Genomic DNA, 16,280 nt, shown 5'->3' on the forward strand with positions numbered 1-16,280 from the left:
CGTCTTCAGAGGAGGTTTGCCTGTTTCAGCAGCAGCGTTTCGAGGCACTGCTCGCGCACCCCGTAGAAACCCTTGATGTCCTGAATCTGCGACAGCACGGCCGCGCGGGCGGTGTCGTCACGCCCGGCGGCGCGCTTGACGGCCAGGATCATCTTGTTCTTGTTGGTGTGTTCGAGCGAGATGAACTCGAACACCTGGGTCTCGTAGCCGGCCCATTCGAGCAGCAGGGCGCGCAGGCCGTCGGTCAGCATCTCGGCCTCTTGCCCGAGGTGCACGCCGTGCTTGAGCAGGGGACGCAAGGGGTGCGGCGTCATCAGCTGCGGGCGCACTTCCTTGTGGCAGCAGGGCGAGCACAGGATGACCTCGGCCCCGGCGCGCACGCCCAGGTGGATGGCGTGGTCGGTCGCGGTGTCGCAGGCGTGCAGCGCGATCATCACGTCGATGGGGCCGGGGTCGTGGCTGCGCACGTCACCCTCGACGAAGCGCAGGCCCTCGGCACCGACCGACGCGGCGGCGCGGTTGCACAGCTGGACCATGTCGGGCCGCAGCTCGACGCCGGTGACCTGGGCGTCCACGCCCTGGCGGCGCAGGTGGTCGTGCACGGCGAAGGTGAGGTAGCCCTTGCCCGAGCCGAAATCGACCACACGCACCTGCCGGGCCTGCGCCAGCGTGGACGAGGCCCGCGCATGCGCGAACACCTCGACGAACTTGTCGATCTGCTTCCACTTGCGGGCCATCGCCGGCACCAGGCGGCCGTCGGCCTGCGTGACGCCGAGCGCGGCGAGAAACGGCCGGTCGAGCGGCACGTGGCGGTGCTTTTCTCGGTCGTGGGCGCGGTCAGGGGCACGGTCGCTGTCTGGCGAGCCCTCGTCGTCCGCGCGTTCGACGGCATGGCGTTGCAGCGTGTACTTGCCCTTCTTGCTGATCAGCAGCTGCAACTCTTCGTCGGCGGTCATCAGGTGGGCGTGGCCGAATTCGGCACCGAGCACGCGGTCGATCCACGCCAGGCCTTCGCGTGGGGACAGGTTCTTGGTCAGGTCGCGCGTGGCGTGGGTGGACACGCAGCTCAGCTGCGGCTGCCCCTTCAGCCGCACCGGCCGCACGGTCACGCGGCGCAGGTCGACCGGGGCGTCGCCGCGCGGTTTGGCGAGCACGAGCTTGAGCAGCCGGTCGCCGTCGATCGCCTCGCGCAGGGCGGCGAAGAAGCGTTCGCGCGCCTGGGCGTCGGCCGCAGCGGAAGGGGGGCTTGTGTGGGGGTCGGACACCGGGGGCCGCGCCGCGAACCGGCGCCTGCAAAGGAGGGCCGCCATTGTAGGAATCGCCCCCGAAAGCCCTGGGCGTGGGCGCAATGAACCTCGCCCGCGCGCACCCATGCACCGCGCCCCAAGGCCCCGCTCGCGCCATTGCGCCCGGCCTGCGCCACACTGCCGTGCGTGACCCGAGACACCTTGCCCTGCGCGTCCGACCGCGCCGACGACACACCTGCCCTGCTGGTGGGCGACGCCCCCGCTGCCGCGCAGCAGGCCCGGGGCCTGCGTGCGATGAAGCGCCTGGCGCTCGCGTTGTTGCTGGTGGCCGCGCTGCTGTACGCGCTGGCCAGTGCGCTGGAGCCGCGCCACGCCGCCTGGGCCTACGTCGCGGCCTTTGCCGAGGCGGCGATGGTCGGCGCGATTGCCGATTGGTTCGCGGTGGTGGCGCTGTTTCGCCACCCGCTCGGGCTGCCGATTCCGCACACGGCGATCATTCCGCGCAACAAGGCGCGCATCGGACGCAACCTCGCCAATTTCATCTGCAACCACTTTTTGGGCACGGCGCAGGTGATGGACAAGCTGCGCAGCTTCGACCCGGCGGCCAAGCTCGCCGGCTGGCTCGCGCACCCGGCGCACGCCGCGCAGGTGGGGCAGCACCTCACCGCCGCGCTGCGTTACGCGCTCACCGCGCTCGACGACGACCGCGTGCGCCGGTTCATCCGCGAAACCGCGCTGACCCGCCTGGCGCGCATGGACGTGTCGGCGCTGGCCGGGCAGTTGCTGGATGCGCTCACCACGAACCGCCGCCACCAGGCACTGCTTGACGACGTGCTGGTGCACGTGGCGCAGCGGCTCGACAACGAGGAATTGCAGGCGCAGATCGCCGACGTGATCGCCGCCGAGCTGAAGTACCTGCGCTATGTGGGCCTCGACAACGTGGCCGGCCGCATGGCCACGCGCAAGATCGTCGCCGGCATCGCCCGGCTGATCGGTGAGCTGAGCGAAGACCCGGCCCACCCGCTGCGGCAGCGCTTCGACGCCTTCGTGGACGAGGTGATCCACAAGCTCAAGACCGAACCCGCCTTCCGCCTGAAAGTCGAGGCGCTGAAGGACGAGCTGATCGCCCACCCGCACCTGGCCGAATACCTGCATGGCCTGTGGGGCGAGCTGCTGGCCTGGCTGCACGACGACCTCGCCGCCGACGACTCGACGCTGCGCCAGCGCATCGCCGGCATGGCGCGCGGCCTGGGCGACCGCCTCTACGCCGACGCGCCGATGCGCCAGTGGATCAACGACCAGCTGACGACGGCCGCGCCGCCGTGGATCGAGCGCTACCGCGAAGACATCCGCCGCCTGATCGTCGACCGGGTGGACGGCTGGAACACCGAAGAGCTGACCCGCGAGCTGGAGCTGAACATCGGCCGCGACCTGCAGTTCGTGCGCCTGAACGGCACGCTGGTGGGCGGCTTGATCGGGCTGCTGATCCACACCGTGACCGAGCTGGCGCGGGCGATGTGACCAGCGCCCGGCGGGTGTCACCGCCGGTCACGCGAGCAGCCCCCTGCTGGGCACAATGCGCGGTTCGTCCGCCCCGCTTGTCATCATTTCTTCACCCGCACCCATGGCCTTCGCCGACCACCTCCAGACCCTGCCGTCCATCGCCCACCTCGCCGCGCTCGAACTCACCGACGCCCGGGGCCAGCCCGCCGGGCTGATCGAAAACAAGCCCGGCCAGGCCGGCTCGCTGGCGGTCTATGCGGCGCTGGCCGCACGCTTCGGCGGCATCGACGCAGCGGCGGCCGAAGAGGGCTTGCGCCTGTACGCCGAACACACCGACGACGCGCGTGCCCACCCCGGCAAGCACCCGAACATCGACCGCCTGCTGGCCATCGCCGCCGGCGCCCCGGCGCTGCGCGCCACGCCACGCCCGGCCTGAACCCCCTTCACTGAAAGACCGACCCATGCTCGACGCCATCGAACTGCAAACCGGCGACTCACCGCGCGCCAGTGTGATCGTGCTGCACGGCCTGGGCGCCGATGGCAGCGACTTCGAGCCGGTGTGCGAGGCGCTCGACCTCGACACCGTTGGCGACGTGCGCTTCGTGCTGCCGCATGCGCGCGAGATCCCCGTCACGATCAACGGCGGCTACATCATGCCGGCCTGGTACGACATCCTCGGCACCGACCTCGCGCGCCGCGAAGACGAAGCCGGGCTGCGCAAGTCGCAGGAAGACATCGACGCGCTGATCCGCCGCGAGATGGCCCGCGGCGTGCCCGCCTCGCGCATCGTGCTGGCCGGCTTCTCGCAAGGCTGCGCGATGACGCTGATGACGGGCCTGCGCTTTCCCGAGCGGCTGGCCGGGCTGGCCGGCCTGTCGGGCTACCTGCCGCTGGCCGCGCTGACGACGGTCGAGCGCCATGCCGCCAACGCGCAGACGCCGGTCTTCCTGGCCCACGGCAGCGCCGACCCGGTGGTGCCGGTGGCACGCGGGCTGGCCGCACGCGATGCGCTGGTCGGTCTGGGCCACCGCGTCGAATGGCACGAGTACGCGATGGAGCACACGCTGTGCCTCGAAGAGATCGCCGAGCTGAACCGCTGGCTGCTGCGGGTGCTGGCGCCGGCCTGAGCCGCCGGGGCAACTGAAGCGCGGGCCGAGCGCCGGGCCGCCCCCAAGCCGGCCCGCGTGGCGGACCCGTCAAGCGAGGGGTCGTCATCCACCTGCGCAATTGAGGGGGTCGCGTCCGCCCGTTGGGGGGTGCCGGGCCGGCACGATGCCGCCACAATCGAGCGCCCGCTTCGCGGCCAAGGCCCGTCCACCGTCACGGCGGGCACCGCAGGCACCCCGCCCATGACCCAGCCTCCACCCGACGACGAGCGCACCGTCATCCGGCCCGCTTCGGCGCCGCCGGCGGGTCGGCCCGACTTCGTCGCCAGCTCCTCGGTGTTCGGCCACACGCTGCCCGAGGGCACGCGGCTCGGTGAATTCGAAATCACCGGGCTGATCGGCGAAGGCGGCTTCGGCATCGTCTACCTGGCCTGGGACCCGTCGCTCGAACGCCGCGTCGCAGTCAAGGAATACATGCCCTCGTCGCTGGCCTCGCGCGCCAGCGGCTCGGTGACCGTCGCCCCGCGCTCGAACCGGCATGTGGACACCTTCGTCGCCGGCCTCAAGAGCTTCGTCAACGAAGCCCGGCTGCTGGCGCGCTTCGACCACCCGGCGCTGGTGAAGGTCTATCGCTTCTGGGAGGCCAACGGCACCGCCTACATGGTGATGCCGTACTACGAAGGCCCCACGCTCAAACGCGCGCTGTCCGACATGCGCCAGCCGCCCAGCGAGCAGGCGCTGCGCCACTGGCTGCACCCGCTGCTCGACGCGCTGTCGGTGATGCACGCGGCGCACTGCTACCACCGCGACATCGCACCCGACAACATCCTGCTCACCGACAGCGGCCCGCTGCTGCTGGACTTCGGCGCCGCGCGGCGCGTCGTGAGCGACATGACGCACGCGCTGACGGTCGTGCTCAAGCCCGGCTACGCGCCGATCGAGCAGTACGGCGACGCACCGACCATGTCGCAAGGCGCGTGGACCGACCTCTACGCGCTGGCCTGCGTGATGCACTACGCCATCGGCGGCAAGACACCGCCCTCGTCGATCGAACGGCTGATGGGCGACCGGCTCCAGCCCGCCGTCGAGATCGGCGCGGGGCGCTACAGCGAAGGCTTTCTGCGCGCCATCGACGCGGCGCTGCGGGTGCAGCCCTCCGAGCGCCCGCAAAGCGTGGCCGAATTCCGCGAGTTGCTCGACGCCGGCGGCGGCGTCGATGTGCCGATCACCACCTCACCGGCGCCAGCGCGCGCCGACCTGCCCGCCGAACCCGCAATCCACACGCTGACCCCGACGGTGCCGGACGCGCCCACCCGGCCTGACCTCGTGCCGCCCGCGCGAGCCCCGGCCGCGGTGTCGGTGGCACCTGTCGTGCCCACCGAACCGCCGCCGTCACCCGCCCCCGCCCAGCCTCCGGTGTCCCCCGTGCCCACGCCGCGCACGAACACGTCCGCCCAGACCTGGATGCCGATGTCGGCCGAGGCGCCCGAATCCGCCCCCGCGCCCCGCAAAGACCGCCGCCCGGCGGCCTACGCCGGCATCGGCCTGGTCACCGTTGCCAGCGTGCTCGCGGTGGTGGCCTGGCATTGGGACGGCAAATCCACCCCGACGGCAGCGGTGGTCAGCCCGCCCGTCGAGGCCGTGGTGACGCCGGCCGCCGAGGGGCCGGCCATCGCCCCGGTCGCCAACCCGGCACCGGCGCCCGAACCAGCGCCCCCGCCGGCGGCGTTGGCATCGCCCGCACCGTCGCCCGTCGTCACAGCGCCCGCCGCCATCGAACCGGCCCCCGCGCCACGCGCCGCGGCGAGCCCGGCCCCGCCCGCGCGCGAAACGCCGGTGCGCGTCGTGCGCGAGAAATCGGCTGTGGCCACTGCACGCCCCACGGCCGAGGCTGCCCCGGGGGGGCGGGGCGGCGGGGCCCCCGCGCGTTGCGCCGAAATCCTGCAAAAAGCCTCGCTCGAACCCCTGGCGCCTGAAGAGCTCCGTTTCTTGAAAAGGGAATGTCAATGAACATGCACACCGCACCGTCCCTCCGCCCGCCGTTCCGTCCGGCCCTGCTGCTGGCCCTCGCCGCGCTCGTCCCCACGCTGGGCGGGCTGGCGGGCTGCGCCGCGCCGCAGGCCGTCGTGATCAACGAAGAGCTGCCGTTCGACCAAGCCGTGGTCGAAGCCACCGACGGCTTGGTCAAGCAGACCCAGAAGCTGCCCGGCTTCCTGGGCAAGATGGAATCGAAGATGGCCTCGTCGGGCCTGGTGGCACGGCGCGGCGTCATGTTCGACCCGATGCTCGACAGCGGCTCCGGCCAGCAGACCACGGCCACGCAACTACTCGAACGCAAGGTACGCGACCGGCTCACGTCCGAGTTCGGCAGCCAGTTCGAGGTGCTGCCTTTCGAAGCGGCCAACATCCCGAAGGCACAGTACCTGCTGACCGGCACCATGACGCGCCAGCAGGCGCAAAAGGGCAAGGCCTCGCAGCGCATCAACCTTGCGCTGACCGAGCTGGCCACCAGCAAGGTGGTCGCGCAGGCCTCGGCCGTCGCGCGCAACGAAGGGCTCGACAGCACCCCGCTGCCCTACTACCGCGACAGCCCGGTGGTCGTGAAAGACCCGGTCGTCGAGGGCTACATCCGCACCTCGACCGCGCGCCCCGGCGACAGCGGCGACAAGACCTACCTTGACCGCCTGGGCTCGGCCACCGTCATCAACGAGGCCACCTCGAACTACAACGCCGAGCGCTACCAGGAAGCGCTGACGCAGTACCGCACGGCCGCGGCCACGAAAGAGGGCGAGCAGCTGCGCTCGGTCAACGGCGTGTACCTGAGCAACGCCAAGCTGGGCCGCACGACCGACGCCGAACAGGCCTTCGGCCGCGTGGTGGCGATGGGCATCGCCAACAACGAGCTGGGGGTGAAGTTCCTGTTCAACCCGGGCAGCACGGAGTTCTGGTCCGACACCCGCGTGAGCGGCCCCTACGGCATGTGGCTGCGCCAGATCGCCAAAGAGGCCAAGGCCAGCAAGGCCTGCTTCGACGTGGTCGGGCACACCAGCCGCACCGGCTCCGAGGCGACCAATGACGCGCTCTCGCTGCAACGCGCCGGGGTGATCCGCCAACGGCTGATCGCCGAGGCCAGCGAACTCGCCAGCCGCAGCAAGGCCGCCGGCATGGGCTTCCGCCAGAACCTGGTCGGCAGCGGCACCGACAATGCCGTGGACGCGCTCGACCGGCGCGTCGAATTCAAGATCGTGCCCTGCGGTTGAGCCGTCCCGAAGGCGCCGCACGGGCGCTTCACCGGAGACACCGCATGACACCTTTTCGCTGGCCGCAGGCCCTGGGCCTGGGCCTGTTGATCGCCACCGGCCTCGCGCAAGGCGCCGACGCCCCCAGCTTCACCGGCCACTGGGAAAACTGCACCGTCGCCCCCGGGGTCTGCTTCGGCTACCGGCTCGAACAGCAGGGCGACAAGGTCTGCGGCGCGTTGACGCGCGTGCCGCAGGCACCGGGCGGCGGCGAGGTCGCGCAGGGGCACATCCGTGGGCGCGTGCGGGGCGAGCACCTGACCGATACCTATGTGTGCGGCGCCGAGTCGCGCTCACCTTGCCCCCAAATCTTGTGGGCCAACCGGCGCGGGCTGCTGCTGTGCGGCGACAAGGTCTATGAAACCGCCGGTCGGCGCCTCACCTGCGCGCAGGTCGCCGAACGGCAGTACCCCGAGCCCTACCTGCGCATCAGCGCCGAGGCCTTTGACAAGCGCTTCGGGCCGGCCGAGCCCTCGCTGTGCGGGCTGCCGGTGTCGGTGGAGCCGGGGGTGTCGGCGCCCAAGGCCGACTGAGCGTCAGGGGACGATCTCGATGCGCTGCACGGCGCTGTCGCGCTCGTTGCCTTCGCGGTCTTCGGCCCAGGCGAACACGTCCACGAAGCTGCGGCCGTCGCTGGGCACGGTCATCGTCCACTCGTAGGGCCGGCTGCGGTCGGTGCCCAGCAGCACGGCGGTGCTGCCGTCGAGGCGGTAGAAGGCCACCTGGTAGACGCCGCTGTAGTCGTCGGCGGCCGCCGCAATGAGGCGCACGGCGCTGCCGGCGGTCGCCTCGTCGGGCGCGGCGATGGACACATCGGGCGGCACGTCGTCGTAGCCGCCGTCGCTGTAGTAGATGCCGCCGCCACAGGCCGCCAGCAGCAGCGCGGCGGTCACGGCACCCAGCGTTCGGCGGCGGGGCAGGGGAACGGGCTTCATGCCGACGATCCTACGCCGCAGGCGCCCAGCCGCCCAGCGTCGCGGGCTCGGACATTCCCCGTCAACCGAGCTGCCGTGCGCCGCATCTCGCGGCCGCGATGCGCCGGGGTCTGACGGCCCCCAGGCCTTGCATTTCACCCGCTTCACGCGCGCCGGCCGTATCAGCTGAGGCAGACTGCGGCCCCGATGGCCGCACGCCCCACCCTCACTTCCTCAACCGACGACGAGCTCATGGCCGCGTACGCCGGTGGCGACGCCACCGCCTTCGAACACCTCTACGCCCGCCACGAAGCCGGCCTGTACCGCTTCGTGCGCCGCCTGCTCGGCCCGGCGCTCGCGGCGCAGACCGACGAGGTCTTCCAGGACACCTGGCTGCGCGTGGTGAACGCCCGCGCCCGCTGGCAGCCGCAGGGCGCGAGCTTTCGCACCTGGCTGTTCACCCTCGCGCACCACCGGGTGATCGACGTGTGGCGGCGCAGCGGCCGCGAGGTCTCGGTCGATGCCCACGCCGACGACACGCCCTGGGAGCCGGCCGACACCGGCGCCGCCTGGCAGCAGTGGCCATCACCCGCCCCGGCCTCGGCGCCGACCGGCGAAGACGTGGCGTTCTGGCGGCGCGCCGGCGAGCGGCTGCTGGGTTGCCTCGACGAACTGCCGCTGGCGCAGCGCAGCGCCTTTCTCTTGCACCACGAAGACGGCCTCGCGCTGGCCGAGGTGGCGCAGGCGCTGGAGGTCGGCTTCGAGACCGCCAAGACCCGGCTGCGCTACGCGATGGCCAAGCTGCGCGCCTGCATGGGCGCCTACCTCGCGCCGCTGGAGGGCCCGGCCCGATGAGCGCGCCGCAACGCCCCGGCGACGACGCACCCGACGCGCACCTGCGCGCCGCCCTGCGCCACGCACCCGATGCCGCGCTGCGTGCGCCCGACGCACTGAGCCGACGCATCCTCGACGCGGCCCGCGCGCCACTCGCCGCGCCGTCCCCCCGCCGAAGCCCGTGGCCCGCGCGCCTGGGCGAATGGCTGGCCGTGATGGCCCGGCCGCCGGTGGCGAGCGGGTTCGCCGGGGTGATGGTGGCCGTGCTCGGCGGCTGGATCTGGTGGAGCCAGCCGCTGCCGGCCGATCCGCCCTGGGCCGACGGCCCGACCATCGCCCAGGCGCCGGTGGAAGCGCGCGCCCCGGCGCCGGCGGCCCCAGCCCCGACAGCCGAGCCATCGCCCGTCGCCCCGCCCCGCGCCGAGGCGCCTGCGAAGGCCGCGACGCGGCGCACCGACGCGACGCCCATCCCGGCCCGCCCCGCGCCCCGCAGCGAAGCCGCCGACGCAGCCCCCGCCCGCCCCGAGGCCCCACCGCCGCCCGTCGTGGCGCAGGCCCCCGCGCCGGCCCCGGCGGCCGAACTGGCCGAGTCGTCACAGGCCGCGCCCCCCCTCGCCAGCGCCGACGCCGCCCGCGAGCGCACAGCGCCCGCCCCGGTGGCCGCCGCACCGGCTGGGGCAGTGGCGCGCGCCAAGGCCGCGGCCGAGCGCCGGGCCGAATCGTTCGCCGACCAAGAGGCCAAGCGCGAGCTGGCCGGGTTGTCGGGCGACCCGCTGGGCACCTTGCGCCGCGCCGTCGAATCGACCCCCGGCGCGTGGCAGGCCTCTCTTGCGCTGGGCGTAGGCACCGAGCCACAGACCGTGGACGGCGCCGCCACCTTGCGCGCGCTGGGCGCGGGGGTGGCGGGCCTGCGCTGGCAGCCGGTGTCGGCGCCAAGCGGCGGGCCCGCGCTGGCCCGGCTCGCCCTCACCGGGCCCGACGGTGTGCGCCACAGCTGGCAGGTCGGCGCCGAGCACATGGACTGGCGGATGCCCGGTGGCGGCACGCTGCGGGTGCCGCTCACACCCACTCAGCGCGAGGTGCTGTTGAAGTTGCTGAGAGAAACAAAACAGTGAGCGCAGGCTTCGTTTTGCACGACGCACAAAAAAAGGGAGGGTGCCTGGTGGGCCCCTCCCGAACTCACCCACAGAAGTAGAGACAGACGACTGGCTGTGGACCCAGCCGCCCGGGGCAATTTTGAGATGGGCGTGCAAAAGCTTGCCTTGGCATTTACCCAGGGCAACAACAGGGTTTTGCGACAGAAGCGTCCAAATTGGCCTGCTGCCAGCGGGCTGTCAGCAGGGGCCGTAGCGTGCGGGGCCCGGCCGCTATGATTTTTCGTTTGCCTCGCCGGTCCGCCCGATGCCCCGTCGCTCCCCGCCTTCTTCGACCCCGCCTCCGGCGACACCCCGCGAAACCTCGATCGAGGCCTCGGTGATCCGGGTGCGCGGCGCGCGCACGCACAACCTCAAGAACATCGACCTCGACATCCCGCGCCACAAGCTGGTGGTGATCACCGGCTTGAGCGGCTCGGGCAAGTCGAGCCTGGCCTTCGACACCCTGTACGCCGAAGGGCAGCGGCGCTACGTCGAAAGCCTGAGCGCCTATGCGCGGCAGTTCCTGCAGTTGATGGACAAGCCCGACGTGGACGTGATCGAGGGCCTGTCGCCGGCAATCAGCATCGAGCAGAAGGCGACCAGCCACAACCCGCGCTCCACCGTGGGCACGGTGACCGAGATCCACGACTACCTGCGCCTGCTCTACGCGCGCGCCGGCACGCCCTTCTGCCCCGAGCACGACGTGCCGCTGCAGGCGCAAAGCGTGAGCCAGATGGTCGATGCCGTGCTCGCGCTGCCCGAAGGAACGAAGCTGATGGTGCTGGCGCCGGTGGTGCGCGACCGCAAGGGCGAGTTCGCCGACCTGTTTGCCGACATGCAGGCGCAGGGCTTCGTTCGCTTTCGCATCGACGGCACGACCTACGACGCGGCCGACGTGCCCAAGCTGAAGAAGAACGACAAGCACGACATCGACGTCGTGATCGACCGCGTGAAGACGCAAGACGGCCTGCAGCAGCGGCTGGCCGAGAGCTTCGAGGCCGCGCTGCGTATCGCCGAGGGCCGCGCGATGGCGTTCGAGATGGACAGCACGAAAGAACACCTGTTCTCGAACAAGTTCGCCTGCCCGATCTGCAGCTACTCGCTCAGTGAACTCGAACCACGCCTGTTCTCGTTCAACTCGCCAGTGGGCGCCTGCCCGAGCTGCGATGGCTTGGGCCAAGTGACCGAGTTCGATCCGCAGCGGGTCGTCGCCTTCCCGTCGTTGAGCCTGGCCAGCGGCGCGGTCAAGGGCTGGGACCGGCGCAACGGCTACACCTTCTCGCTGCTGGAAAGCGTGGCCGCGCACTACCAGTTCGACATCGACACGCCCTTCGACGAGCTGCCGAAGAAGGCCAAGCAGGTGCTGCTGTACGGCTCGGGCAGCGAAGAGGTGCCCTTCGTCTACGAGGCCGAAGGCCCCAAGGGCAAGACACGCTCGGTCAAGCGCTGGCACACCTTCGAAGGCATCGTGCCGACGCTGCAGCGCCGCTACAAAGAGACCGACTCGGCGGCCGTGCGCGAAGACCTCGCGCGCTACCAGAGCGAGCAGGCCTGCCCCGAATGCGACGGCGCACGGCTGCGGCGCGAAGCGCGGCACGTGTTCTTGCACACCGGGGGCAAGAGCAAGGCCCGCGGCGAGCCGATCTACCGTGTCGAGCACTTCACGCTGGCCGAGTGCTTGGCCTACTTCGAAGGCCTGCAGCTGAGCGGCGCCAAGGCCGAGATCGCCGACAAGGTGATCCGCGAGATCCGCTCGCGTCTGCAGTTCCTGAACGACGTGGGGCTCAACTACCTGAGCCTCGACCGCAGCGCCGACACGCTGAGCGGCGGCGAGGCGCAGCGCATCCGCCTCGCGTCGCAGATCGGCTCGGGGCTGACCGGCGTGATGTACGTGCTCGACGAACCCAGCATCGGCCTGCACCAGCGCGACAACGACCGCCTGATCGGCACGCTGCGCCACCTGCGCGACCTGGGCAACAGCGTGCTGGTGGTCGAGCACGACGAAGACGCGATCCGCGCCGCCGACCACGTGATCGACATGGGCCCCGGCGCGGGCGTGCACGGCGGGCAGGTGATCGCCGAAGGCACGCCCGACGAGGTCGCGGCGCACCCCGAGTCGTTGACGGGCAGGTACCTGTCGCAGGTGCTGCGCATCGCGGTGCCGAAGACGCGCCGGCGTGTCGAAGACAGCACCGACCCGCAGCGGCTGCGCATCGTCAACGCCCGTGGCAACAACCTGAAAGGCGTGACGGTGAGCCTGCCGGTGGGCCTGCTGACCTGCGTGACCGGCGTGTCGGGCTCGGGCAAGAGCACGCTGGTCAACGACACGCTGTACGCGGCGGTGGCGCGCAAGCTCTACAACAGCCACGCCGAGCCCGAGGCGCACGATGCGATCGAAGGCCTCGACGCCTTCGACAAGGTCATCAACGTCGATCAAAGCCCGATCGGCCGCACGCCGCGCAGCAACCCCGCCACCTACACGGGGCTCTTCACACCGATCCGCGAGCTCTTCGCCGAGGTGCCCACCGCGCGCGAGCGCGGCTACGGCCCGGGCCGCTTCAGCTTCAACGTGGCCGGCGGGCGCTGCGAGGCCTGCCAGGGTGACGGCGTGCTCAAGGTCGAGATGCACTTCTTGCCCGACGTGTACGTGCCCTGCGACGTGTGCCACGGCAAGCGCTACAACCGCGAAACGCTCGAGGTCCAGTACAAGGGCAAGAACATCACCGAGGTACTGAACCTCACCGTCGAAGACGCGCACGGCTACTTCAACGCGGTGCCCAACATCGCACGCAAGCTGCAGACGCTGCTCGACGTGGGCCTGGGCTACATCCGCCTCGGCCAGAGCGCGACCACGCTGTCGGGCGGCGAGGCGCAGCGCGTAAAGCTCGCCCTGGAGCTGAGCAAGCGCGACACCGGCCGCACGCTGTACATCCTCGACGAGCCCACCACCGGCCTGCACTTCGCCGACATCGACCTCTTGCTCAAGGTGCTGCACCAGTTGCGCGACGCCGGCAACACGGTGGTGGTGATCGAACACAACCTCGACGTCATCAAGACCGCCGACTGGCTGATCGACATGGGCCCCGAAGGCGGCGCGGGCGGCGGCCAGGTGGTGGCCGAAGGCACGCCCGAAGCCGTGGCCGCGAACCCGGCCAGCCACACCGGGCACTACTTGAAGCCCCTGCTGGCGCGCTCGCGGCGCTGAGCAGCAAGCGCTGCACTTTCATGATGGCCTTCACAAACCGAAGGTCATTATTTGCACCGCCAACGTGCGCGACCTGTACGATGCGCCCGGTAGACATGTTCAAGACCGTCTTTCGCAGGTCTTTCTATTCTGTACGGCCGGCTCCCCGCCGGTTCTCGGGTCGAATCTCCCCAGGGTGATCTTCTTGGCGTCTCTGCAAGCAGCGCCGGCATGTGCCGTCGCTTACACCTGAAAGGAAATATCGATATGGCAACCGAAACCGGTACCGTCAAGTGGTTCAACGAAGGCAAGGGCTTCGGCTTCATTTCGCCTGACAACGGCGGCAAGGATCTGTTCGCCCACTTCAGCGAAATCAAGGGCAGCGGCTTCAAGACCCTGGCCGAAGCTCAGCGCGTCGAGTTCGAAGTGACGCAGGGCCAGAAGGGCCCGCAAGCGTCGAACATTCGCACGCTCTGATCGCCGCCTTCACCTTCGCGCAAGCGAGGGTGAGCGAACGAACCGCGGCCCTGCCGCGGTTTTTTTATTGGTGCCAACGAAACTGCAAAGGGGGCTGCGATGAAGAACCTGCAAGACGCGACCGAACGCATCTGCGAGTTGAAGGGCAGCCTCGTGGCCGTGAACGCCATGGTCAGCGCCATGTGCGAGGCCTTGCCGCCGCGCGTGCGCGCCGAGCTGCTGCGCGGCTTCGAGAACAACGCCGAGATCGCGCGCACGGTGCTGCTGCACACGACGATCTCGGAGCACACCATCGCCGCCTTCGAACGCGACGTGGACCGCATGGCCGCGTTGCTGGCCGCGCGCCCGGCGAAAGACGGCGCGGACAAGCCCGAAGCGCCGGAGACGTCCGAAAAGCCGCCCGAAGACCCTCAGGCCGCGACCTGAAAGTCGTCTTCGCTGATGTTGGCCAGCTCGCGCAACTCGTCGAGCAGCGGCAGCGCGGCCAGCACCTCGTCGGCACCAACGCCGAAGTCGATCAGGCAGGCGACCTCGTCCACCTCGATCTCGCGCAGGCGGTCGGTCATCGCCAGGCACGCGTCCATCGTGCCCATCAGTGAGCTGGTCGAGTAGTAGCGCTCGAACGAGAACTCCAGCGCGTCGCTGACTTCATCGGGCGCGAGCGCCGCCGCCTCGGCCCCGCCTGACTTCTGGAAGAAGGGCACGGCCTGCGTGTACGCACCGACGAGGTTGGTCGAGCTCGCCAGGTAGTGCAGCATCGGCGCCTTCACGGTGCGCCGCACCTGGGCGTCGTCTTCGCCGACGAAGGTGTGCAGCATCAGGGTCACGGTGCCTTCGCCCGCGTGACCCGCCGCCCGCCACGCCTCGCGGTAGACGGCGATCTTCGAGGCCAGCGCGTCGAGCGATTGGCCCAGCAGGTGGGTCAGGATGTTCAGCCCCAGCGCGCCCGCGCGGCGGAACGTCTCCGGGTTGCCGGCGGCGGTGATCCAGATCGGCAGCGTGGCCTGCACCGGGCGGGGCATGGTGCGCAGTTGCACCGTGTCGCCCAGCGGGTTGACGGCCTCGAAGGGCTCTCCGGCCCACAGGCGCCGCAGCTCGGGCACGCGCTCGAAGACCAGCTCGTTGCGCCGCTCGTAGGCGCCGGGCGGGGCGAGCACGAAGTCGTTCGGAAACCAGCCCGAGGCCAGCGACAGGTCCACCCGGCCGCCCGAGAGAAAGTCCACCAGCGCCCATTCTTCAGCGATGCGCGCCGGGTGGTGCAGGGGCACGACCACGCTGCCCGAGCGGATGCGCACGTGCTCGGTGATGGCCGCCAGCGCCGCCGCCGTCACCGAGGGGTTGGGCGACAGGCCACCGAAGGCGTGGAAGTGCCGCTCGGGCGCCCACACGGCCGAGAAACCGCGCTCGTCGGCGAAGCGGGCGCTGTCGAACAGCAGGCGGCGTTTGTCGGCCGCCGAGGCGCCGCCCTCGTCGCTGGCGAAGTAGTAGAGGCTGAAGGCCAGCGGGCGCAGGCTGCTGGTGTGGCGCGTTGAATTCGGCATCGGGGCCCCCGGTCGCGGCCCACCCATGCGGGCCTGGGGGCGCATCACAGCAGGGCCGGCGGGCGGCTTTGTTGATCCAGGTAAAGCTTTGCGGTGCCGCCCCCGTGGGCGTGGGGGCGCGGCGTGCGCGCGCTGCGACTTACCGCACGGCCTTGGCCGACCCTTTCGGCGCCGGAAGCCCGAACAGCTCGCCCATGGCCTCGCGCGAGGGCCCGAGGCCGACCCAGCCGGCGTTGTGGTGCGTGCCGCCATCGACCAGCACGAAGCGCTTGGGCGACGGCGCCTTCTCGTACAGCGCCCGGCCCAGCCGCGGCGGGATGTGTCGGTCGTTCGCGCCGTGCACGAACAGCAGCGGCACCTCGCGCAGCTGGCCGATGCGCGCGGCCGAATCGAATCGCTGCGTGACCAGCGCACTGAACGGCAACCAGCCCCACTTGAAGGTGGACGCGACCGCCGGCACCGACGGAAACGCGCTCTCCAGCATCACCCCGGCCGGGCGAGCGTCGGCGGGCAGCTCGCTGGCCAGGTGCACCGCGATGGCGGTGCCCAGCGAATGGCCGAACACGTAGCGCGGGGCGCCGGGGCGTTCGCGCGCGAGCCAGTCCCAGGCAACGCGCGCGTCTTCGTGCACACCGGCTTCGGAGGGCAGCACGTCGCTGCTCTTGCCGAAGCCGCGGTAGTCGATGCCCAGCACCGAGAACCCCATCTCGTGCAGGCGCCGGATGCGGCCGGCGCCGCTGGCCACGTCCCAGCGCGCACCGTGCAGGTACAGCGCCACCGGCGCGCGCGGGTTGGCCTGCGGCAGCCACAGGCCGTGCAGGCGGATGGCCTGCGCATCGACCGCCGAAGTGTGCGTGAGCCACACGTCGGCCATGCCTTCGGTGTTGCCGGCGCCGCGCCAGGTGTCGCGGCTGGGCTGGAAGACCCAGCGGCGCTGGTGCTCGTCGAGCACGCTGCAGCCGCCAGCGGTCAAGAGGGCCGTGGCGAGCGCGAGGCCCGCCAGGGTGATTCGGCGAAACGCCATGTCGATCGGGCTCCA

General features: G+C 70.9%; 15 protein-coding genes. 11 read left to right on the forward strand and 4 right to left on the reverse strand.

Annotated features, from left to right (window positions below; genetic code table 11):
* Positions 1 to 5 precede the first annotated feature (5 nt).
* Positions 6 to 1,265: a class I SAM-dependent methyltransferase gene (locus tag AC1KAT_RS18155; RefSeq protein ID WP_480328379.1), complete on the reverse strand. Its 1,260-nt coding sequence runs from the start codon at positions 1,263 to 1,265 to the stop codon at positions 6 to 8.
* Between the two features lie 168 nt (positions 1,266 to 1,433).
* Between AC1KAT_RS18155 and AC1KAT_RS18160 the strand changes: the two genes are divergently transcribed.
* The 6 genes from AC1KAT_RS18160 to AC1KAT_RS18185 all read left to right on the forward strand — a co-directional run bounded on the left by AC1KAT_RS18160 (position 1,434) and on the right by AC1KAT_RS18185 (position 7,688).
* Positions 1,434 to 2,768, forward strand: coding sequence for a DUF445 domain-containing protein (locus AC1KAT_RS18160; protein WP_480328380.1), 1,335 nt, complete (start codon positions 1,434 to 1,436; stop codon positions 2,766 to 2,768).
* 103 nt (positions 2,769 to 2,871) lie between these two features.
* Complete coding sequence (locus AC1KAT_RS18165) at positions 2,872 to 3,186, forward strand: DUF2322 family protein (protein ID WP_480328381.1); 315 nt, start codon at positions 2,872 to 2,874, stop codon at positions 3,184 to 3,186.
* 25 nt (positions 3,187 to 3,211) lie between these two features.
* Positions 3,212 to 3,877, forward strand: coding sequence for an alpha/beta hydrolase (locus AC1KAT_RS18170; RefSeq protein WP_480328382.1), 666 nt, complete (start codon positions 3,212 to 3,214; stop codon positions 3,875 to 3,877).
* A gap of 222 nt (positions 3,878 to 4,099) precedes the next feature.
* Positions 4,100 to 5,866 (forward strand): serine/threonine protein kinase, encoded by a 1,767-nt coding sequence (locus AC1KAT_RS18175; RefSeq protein ID WP_480328383.1) that lies wholly within the window; start codon positions 4,100 to 4,102, stop codon positions 5,864 to 5,866.
* Positions 5,863 to 7,116 carry an OmpA family protein gene (locus AC1KAT_RS18180; protein ID WP_480328384.1) on the forward strand — a complete coding sequence of 418 codons (1,254 nt, stop codon included), beginning with the start codon at positions 5,863 to 5,865 and terminating at the stop codon, positions 7,114 to 7,116. Before AC1KAT_RS18175 ends, AC1KAT_RS18180 begins: the two co-directional genes overlap by 4 nt.
* A 44-nt stretch (positions 7,117 to 7,160) precedes the next feature.
* The gene (locus tag AC1KAT_RS18185; protein WP_480328385.1) at positions 7,161 to 7,688 is read left to right on the forward strand and encodes a hypothetical protein; all 528 of its coding nucleotides are present in this window, start codon (positions 7,161 to 7,163) and stop codon (positions 7,686 to 7,688) included.
* A 3-nt stretch (positions 7,689 to 7,691) separates the two neighbouring features.
* On the opposite strand, the gene AC1KAT_RS18190 is transcribed toward AC1KAT_RS18185, so the two are convergent.
* Complete coding sequence (locus AC1KAT_RS18190) at positions 7,692 to 8,090, reverse strand: Ig-like domain-containing protein (protein ID WP_480328386.1); 399 nt, start codon at positions 8,088 to 8,090, stop codon at positions 7,692 to 7,694.
* A gap of 231 nt (positions 8,091 to 8,321) precedes the next feature.
* Here AC1KAT_RS18190 and AC1KAT_RS18195 point away from each other — a divergent pair, with 231 nt between their 5' ends.
* From AC1KAT_RS18195 to AC1KAT_RS18215, 5 genes are all read left to right on the forward strand, one after another.
* Positions 8,322 to 8,924 (forward strand): sigma-70 family RNA polymerase sigma factor, encoded by a 603-nt coding sequence (locus tag AC1KAT_RS18195; RefSeq protein ID WP_480328387.1) that lies wholly within the window; start codon positions 8,322 to 8,324, stop codon positions 8,922 to 8,924.
* Entirely contained in the window at positions 8,921 to 10,018 is a 1,098-nt protein-coding gene (locus tag AC1KAT_RS18200) for a hypothetical protein (protein ID WP_480328388.1), read from the forward strand. The genes AC1KAT_RS18195 and AC1KAT_RS18200 overlap by 4 nt, the downstream gene beginning before the upstream one ends.
* Positions 10,019 to 10,304: 286 nt before the next feature.
* Complete coding sequence (gene uvrA, locus AC1KAT_RS18205) at positions 10,305 to 13,244, forward strand: excinuclease ABC subunit UvrA (protein WP_480328389.1); 2,940 nt, start codon at positions 10,305 to 10,307, stop codon at positions 13,242 to 13,244.
* A 246-nt stretch (positions 13,245 to 13,490) separates the two neighbouring features.
* A complete protein-coding gene (cspE, locus tag AC1KAT_RS18210; protein WP_480328390.1) occupies positions 13,491 to 13,700 on the forward strand; it encodes a transcription antiterminator/RNA stability regulator CspE in 210 nt (69 codons plus the stop codon).
* A gap of 99 nt (positions 13,701 to 13,799) precedes the next feature.
* On the forward strand, positions 13,800 to 14,126 hold the full coding sequence (locus tag AC1KAT_RS18215) for a hypothetical protein (protein ID WP_480328391.1): 327 nt from the start codon (positions 13,800 to 13,802) through the stop codon (positions 14,124 to 14,126).
* On the opposite strand, the gene AC1KAT_RS18220 is transcribed toward AC1KAT_RS18215, so the two are convergent.
* A complete protein-coding gene (locus AC1KAT_RS18220; RefSeq protein ID WP_480328392.1) occupies positions 14,111 to 15,241 on the reverse strand; it encodes a MupA/Atu3671 family FMN-dependent luciferase-like monooxygenase in 1,131 nt (376 codons plus the stop codon). The genes AC1KAT_RS18215 and AC1KAT_RS18220 overlap by 16 nt on opposite strands.
* Positions 15,242 to 15,380: 139 nt before the next feature.
* A complete protein-coding gene (locus AC1KAT_RS18225; RefSeq protein WP_480328393.1) occupies positions 15,381 to 16,265 on the reverse strand; it encodes an alpha/beta hydrolase in 885 nt (294 codons plus the stop codon).
* Positions 16,266 to 16,280: the final 15 nt, after the last annotated feature.

It is taken from the genome of Piscinibacter sp. PDB5-1, from assembly GCF_056676035.1.